Raw genomic sequence first — 6,133 nt, 5'->3', positions numbered from 1 at the left:
GGCGTGCGGCGGCAGTCATCGCGATGACCTGCCGTTCGCGTTTTCCTCCGCGTTGAGCGGCGGTGAAGTGGTGCCGCCCACCTCCAGCGCCGCCAGCGGAGCCGGCCTGGTGACCGTCGATGCGGATCAACGCACGCTGAATGCCAGCGTCATTACCAGCGGCATGACGGATACCGCCGCCCATCTCCACATTGCCCGGCCGGGCGCCGTCGGCCCTATCGAGTTCGCATTATCGAGGACGGCCGGAACGACGGTCTGGGCCACGCGTGTGCCGTTGACCGATGCGCAGTTCGCGGCGCTCCGCGATGGTAATTATTACCTCGATGTGCACAGTGCCGCGTTCCCGGAAGGCGAAATCCGCGGCCAGGTCGTATGGGCGTTGCCGTCCGGCGATCAGCTCGCGCGCCTGGACCAGGTGCGTCAGCAGTCGGCGATTGTCGAGCTGCAATTGCGGCAGGTAAGGGATATCGAGGAGTTCGACGACTGGCGGTTTACCGGCATCGGACTGGGTTTCACGATCGGATTCTGAACCGTATCAGTGGCTGACCGCGAAGGTCACGACTTCTTCCCCGGCATTGCGCAGCCGTGCACATTCCTCCTGTTGCCAGGTACGGTAATAGAGGGTCTTGACCGGGATCAGCGTCCGCGGGTACGGCACCGCGACCCACACACCATGGCCACCGACCCGGGAGAGCCGCTTGTGGAACTGGGGGGTAAAGTCGATCGCCATGATTGCTCCTGTCGTTTGGATTCTTCCGCCTAGCAATGAAGAGGGACGGGATGGCCAGAGAACGCATTGTAGTCAGCGATTTGCCGGGAGTGAACGAAGCGATCCGCGCTTGCTTATGCGCGCAGCGACAATGCCGTCGGCGCTCAGTGGACGGAGGCGAGTTCGCGCACTACGCGTTCTATCCCCTTGACCACGCGCGCCATGCGGGCGTAGTCCACCTTGTCCGGCGTGTCCTGCGCCGTGTGGTAATGCGGATAGCGGTAAGGGGCGGTGTCCGTCACCATCAGTGCGGGATAGCCATGCATGCGGAATGACCAGTGATCCGACCAGTCCACACCGGGCACTGACGCCGGTGCGGCCAGGCCTTCCGAGGGGAATGGCGTGTGCCGGCGGAAAGCGCCCACCACCGTACGCACCAGGTCGCGTGAACCGAGGTCGCCGACGAAGGCGATGAAATTACCGGTGTCAGGATAGAGTGCGTCGAGCGGCGGCGGATAGCGCTGGCTGCCCTTGCTGTCGTCGTAGTAGCCGATCGTTTCCAGCGAAAGCATGGCGGTGACATTTGCGCCGCGCGCGGACAAGTCGCGTGCATGCAGCAGGCTGCCCATTTGTCCCGTCTTGAAGTAGGGCGCTTCCTCGTTCACAAACAGCGCCAGACGGATCTCGTGTCCGGCCTGCGGCGTTGCTTCACGCAGCGCACGCGCCAGCTCAATCACCGCTGCGCTGCCGGTCGCATTGTCGTTGGCGCCGGGGGAGCCGTGCGCCGAATCGTAGTGCGCTCCGACCACCACGATCTCCGGCTTGCCCTCGGAGGGATCGGGAGGGCGCACGGTCACCTCGAGGTTGCGCACACGGTTGCCATCGGCGCTGAACACCTGCTGCCGGACCGCATAGCCCATTTCGGCGAGTGCGCTCTCGATGTAGCTTGCCGTGTCTTCCAGCTGCCCCGGAAAGGCGGTGTTGTGTTCAGCCTGCGCGATCTTTTCAACGTGTCCGCGCAGCCGTTGCGCCAGCGAGGCTTCCTCCGTCCCCAGCGGCGGCAGCGGCCCGCGGAAGGATTCGCCCGGCATGGACGTCATGAGCCCGAGCCCGTCGCCGGCCAGTGCCACGGCGCCCAGCAGCGGCGCCATCACTGCGCCGCGCATTCGCTGCATCATGGTTGCACGCATGCGGCGTTCAGCGCAGCGGATAGAGCTGGTAGACGGCGCCCGCGAAATCGTCCGACACGAGCAGGTTGCCGCGTGCATCCGCGATCGCATCCACGGGGCGTCCCCATACTTCACGCCGTACCGGATCGGTGACGAACCCGGTCACCAGGTCCATGGCAGCCCCGGCATTGCCCGCATCGTCGAAGGGGAAGAAGCTCACCTTGTAACCGGCATCAAGACGGGTGCAGTTCCAGCAGCCATGCTGTGCAACAGCCGCCCCCTTGCGGAAAGCCTCGGGCAGGGCGCTGCCGTGCAGGAAGCTGAATCCGAGCGGCGCCGAATGCGCACGGATGCCCTTGGCGGATCGGTCCGCGGAAGCACAGTTGAATGCGCTGCCTTTCTCATTCAGTTCGAAGTCCGGCTGGAGGTCGAGCAGGGACATCGCTTCATTCGGGACAGGATTGCAGAAAGGCCATCCGTAGTTGCCACCGTCGCGTACCGACGTAAACAAGTCCGGTGGATTCTGGTCCACGAAGGAAGGAATGATCTTGCCGAGGTCACTCGACTGGTCGCCATCGACATCGGCATCGACAGGCACGCGGATCTCGTCGCGGCTGTTGACCGTCACCCAGAGCGTGGAGGTGCCGGGAATGAAATCGAGTCCCTCCGCATTGCGCAGCCCGCGTGCGAACAGGCGGCGCTCCTTGCCGTCGGCACTGTACTGATAGATGGCGCCGCGCAGCGGATCGCTCTCCGTGTCTTCCGTGCAGGCATTACAGGTCGATGCGATCGATACGTACAGACGATGGTCGGGCGACAGCGCAATGTTCTTCAACTGGTGGCCGTACGTGCCGCGCAGTTCCGGCGTCGAGTCGTCCGGCAATCCGTCGATCACCGTTTCATCCGCATTGCGGGTGGTCTCGTCGGTGCGATATGCGCTGCGGCTGATGCGGTTCGACTCGGCGACATACAGCCAGGTCGTGTCACCGATGCGATGGAACACCATGTCGTGCGGATTGTGCAGGCCGCTCGCATAGGTAATGGCCTGCGGCGTGTCGTTCGGGCGCTCGCGCAACAGGATGATCCTGCCCTCGTCCGGCACCGATACCAGCACATCACCATTCGGCGCCAGCGCCATGAAGCGAGCACGATTCACGCGCGCCCAGAGACGGATGCCGAAGCCGGGCGGCACGGTGAGGTCTCTCGCGTTGTCGAAGGGGGAACCGGCGAGCGCGGCGGGCACTTCCAGCCTGCGTACTACCGTTGCAGGGGCTGCCTGTGCGCTTGCGGGCGTTGCGGCCGGCTCAGCGCTGCTGCTGTTGCTTCCAGCGCCGCCTCCGCCACCACATGCCGTCAATCCGGATATTGCTGCTGCAACCAACAGCGCGCTCCACTGCCTGCGCGCTGTTTCAATAGGAAAGATCATTCAAACCAGTTTTTCATTTTACGCATGGATGTGATGCGTAAATGTCAATTTGGTTCACAGCCAGTATTCGAAGATGCGCACCGCCCAACCGCGCAGCCGGCTCCGCAAACCGCGCCGGCTCCAGGTATCAGCGGTGATCTCGACGGACTGCTGCAGGTCGCGCTCGAACAGCGCTTCCATGCGATCGGCAAACTCTGCACTAAGAACGACCGCATTGACCTCGTCGTTGTGCAGGAAGCTGCGCATGTCGATATTGGTCGAACCGATGGTCGACCACACGCCATCGATGACGGCGGTCTTTGCATGCAGCATCGCTGCCTTGCGCTCGTAGACGTGGATACCTGCTGCGAGCAGATCATCGTAGTGCGAGCGTGCCGCGTCCAGCATCAGGCCGAAATCGGAGAAGCTGGGAAAGATGATGCGCACATCCACCCCGCGCCGCGCCGCATCGATCATTGCCTGCAGCACCTGCTGGTCGGGAACGAAGTAGGCGGACGTGATGTGGATGGACTTGTCGGCGTGCGCGAAGGCGGAAATGTAGGTCTTGTAGACCGAGAAGTCTTCCCTGTCCGGTGTGCTGGCGATCGCGCGCACCAGCGCATTGCCCGCCGGCTTCAGTACCGGAAAGTAGTTCGCTGCGGGCAAGGGATGGCCGGACTGGCGTTGCCAGGTATCGAGGAAGAATTTCTGGAATTCCGCGACGACCGGTCCTTCGATCTGCATGTGCGTATCGCGCCACGCGGCTTCCTTCACATCCTTGGGGGGCGGGTCGTCGCGCTTGCCGCGCAGGAAGGAACTCTTGCCGTAGACCCGGCTGATATTGACGCCGCCGGTGAAGGCGATGCGTCCGTCGACCAGCAGGATCTTGCGGTGGTCGCGCTGGTTGATGTCCCATTCGCCGCGTGTCCGTGTCGGGTTGACGGGGTTGAATTCGAGCACGTTGACACCGGCCTCGCGCAGGCGGTCGAAGAATTCCTTCGGCGTGTCCTTCGAGCCGATGCTGTCGTAGATCAGGTTGACGACAATGCCGGCCGCTTTCTTTTTCATCAGCAGGTTCGCCAGCGCGTTGCCGACTTCGTCGGCTTCGAAAATGTAAGTTTCCAGGTTGATGTGGTCGCGCGCGCCCTCGATTGCCGACATCATCGCGCGCATAGTGGCCGGGCCATCGTCAAGCAGGACGATCTTGTTACCGGCGACGAGCGGCCGTCCGCTGATCGCCTCTTCGGCGGCAACATGCCGGGCCAGGATATCGGTCGGTCCCGCCTTGGCCTGCAAGCCATCGAGCAAGGCCTGCTTTTTTTCTGCCGGCAATTCGCCGGAAGCGGTGACGATGGCCGGATCCCGCGTTGGTACGAGCTGGCGCGCGTGCAGGTAGTGGACGTCGGGAAGACTCGCACAGCCGGCGATGACGCCAATCGCAAGGGCGGTGCGCCATAGCAGGCGGGACAGGAATTGAATACGCGCAATCATGCCTTGCACTCCGGAATACTGCGTTCTTGTTCTTGTCGTTTGAGGCGGTTTTCCATGAATCATTCCCTGTGCGGCGGGGAATATTCGATATGGAAACGACATCGCGCAAGAACGTGGATGCCTGGAAAGCATGCATGAAGACCTGCTGTTACACTCCCGGGATGCACATCGTCGGCGTCGATTTCACCTCCGCACCCCGCAAGGCCAAGCCCATCACCGTCGCACATGCAAGCCTCGACGGCACCGTACTGTCCCTCGAACGCATCGACGCCTTCCCCGACTGGCCTTCCTACGAAACCTGGCTTGCCGCCCCCGGCACCTGGCTGGGCGCCTTCGATTTCCCCTTCGGCCTCTCGCGCGAACTGGTCGAGCATCTCGGCTGGCCAATGCAATGGAAAGCGCTGGTAGACCATTGCACCATCTTGTCCCGCGAGGAATTGCGCGCCACCTTCAAGGCTTTCTGCGATGCGCGTCCTGCCGGGAACAAGTTTGCGCATCGCATGACGGATGGTCCCGCGGGGTCGAGTCCGTCGATGAAATGGGTCAATCCACCGGTGGCCTACATGTTCCACGAGGGCGCGCGACGGCTGCTCGCAGCGGGCGTCACGGTGCATGGACTGCATGCGGGCGATCCGGGCAGGATCGCGCTGGAGGGATATCCCGGACTGGTGGCACGGATGGTGACACGGGCATCGTACAAGAGCGACGAGCGCGCGAAGCAGACGCCGGAGCGCCGCGTGGCACGGTCGGCGATCGTCGCCGCACTGGAGGATGGAACGCATCCGCTGGGCGTCCGCGTGGTAATGAAGCAGGCATTGCGCCGGCGCCTGGTGGCCGACGGTACCGCGGACTGGCTCGATGCGGTGCTGTGCGCAGTCGCTGCCGCGTGGGCAGCGCGCCAACCCAACTACGGCATGCCGCCTGTCATGGATCCGGTGGAGGGATGGACGGCCGGGGCAGCACACAGCTGACCCGGCCCGCCGTGCAGAGACGGCAAGAATGCATCAGGAAAAGAAAAAGAAAAGGCGGGGAGCCGTCAGACGCTCGGCCTGTTGTTCATCCTGTGACTGTTCGTATGCGAGATCGCATAGCCCTTGGCGCTGATCTGCGACAGCGCATCTTCTGCTGACAGACCGAGAACCGGTTCATTGTTCTCGTCGAGATCGATACTGTTCTCGGCGGTTTCCCAGTCGATATTGGTGGCTTCCTCCGGAATGGGTCGGCCTTCCGGAACAGCAAGATAAGAATACATGCCTTCCCGTTCCGGGCGTTTGTACACGTCGACTTTCATGAGTTCGTCCTCTCGAAAAAAGCTCGTCTGCTATTGACCTTGCGACATCGTAAAGGTTGCGCACTGCA

General features: G+C 62.8%; 7 protein-coding genes. 2 read left to right on the top strand and 5 right to left on the bottom strand.

All coding sequences use genetic code 11. The features are described from left to right. Window positions 1-529 (top strand): CHRD domain-containing protein (locus tag AYR66_RS20110; protein WP_206047234.1); only part of this gene is annotated, 529 nt, incomplete at its 5' end. Between the two features lie 6 nt (window positions 530-535). Here the strand turns inward: AYR66_RS20110 and AYR66_RS20105 are convergent. The 4 genes from AYR66_RS20105 to cls form a co-directional block, all read right to left on the bottom strand. Beyond that, on the bottom strand, window positions 536-730 hold the full coding sequence (locus AYR66_RS20105) for a hypothetical protein (RefSeq protein ID WP_088708973.1): 195 nt from the start codon (window positions 728-730) through the stop codon (window positions 536-538). Between the two features lie 143 nt (window positions 731-873). After that, window positions 874-1,899, bottom strand: a complete 1,026-nt coding sequence (locus AYR66_RS20100; protein ID WP_206047233.1) for a M28 family peptidase — start codon at window positions 1,897-1,899, stop codon at window positions 874-876. A 7-nt stretch (window positions 1,900-1,906) separates the two neighbouring features. Next, complete coding sequence (locus AYR66_RS20095; protein ID WP_088708972.1) at window positions 1,907-3,121, bottom strand: PQQ-dependent sugar dehydrogenase; 1,215 nt, start codon at window positions 3,119-3,121, stop codon at window positions 1,907-1,909. 237 nt (window positions 3,122-3,358) lie between these two features. After that, window positions 3,359-4,774 (bottom strand): cardiolipin synthase, encoded by a 1,416-nt coding sequence (gene cls / locus AYR66_RS20090; RefSeq protein ID WP_088708971.1) that lies wholly within the window; start codon window positions 4,772-4,774, stop codon window positions 3,359-3,361. 134 nt (window positions 4,775-4,908) lie between these two features. Here cls and AYR66_RS20085 point away from each other — a divergent pair, with 134 nt between their 5' ends. Continuing rightward, window positions 4,909-5,745: a DUF429 domain-containing protein gene (locus AYR66_RS20085; protein ID WP_234814956.1), complete on the top strand. Its 837-nt coding sequence runs from the start codon at window positions 4,909-4,911 to the stop codon at window positions 5,743-5,745. 65 nt (window positions 5,746-5,810) lie between these two features. Here AYR66_RS20085 and AYR66_RS20080 read toward each other — a convergent pair whose 3' ends face one another. Beyond that, window positions 5,811-6,065, bottom strand: coding sequence for a DUF6139 family protein (locus AYR66_RS20080; RefSeq protein WP_088708970.1), 255 nt, complete (start codon window positions 6,063-6,065; stop codon window positions 5,811-5,813). Window positions 6,066-6,133: the final 68 nt, after the last annotated feature.

This window comes from Noviherbaspirillum denitrificans (assembly GCF_002211445.1).
Lineage (GTDB): Bacteria > Pseudomonadota > Gammaproteobacteria > Burkholderiales > Burkholderiaceae_D > Noviherbaspirillum > Noviherbaspirillum denitrificans.
This window is presented reverse-complemented; position numbering and strand designations above follow the sequence as displayed.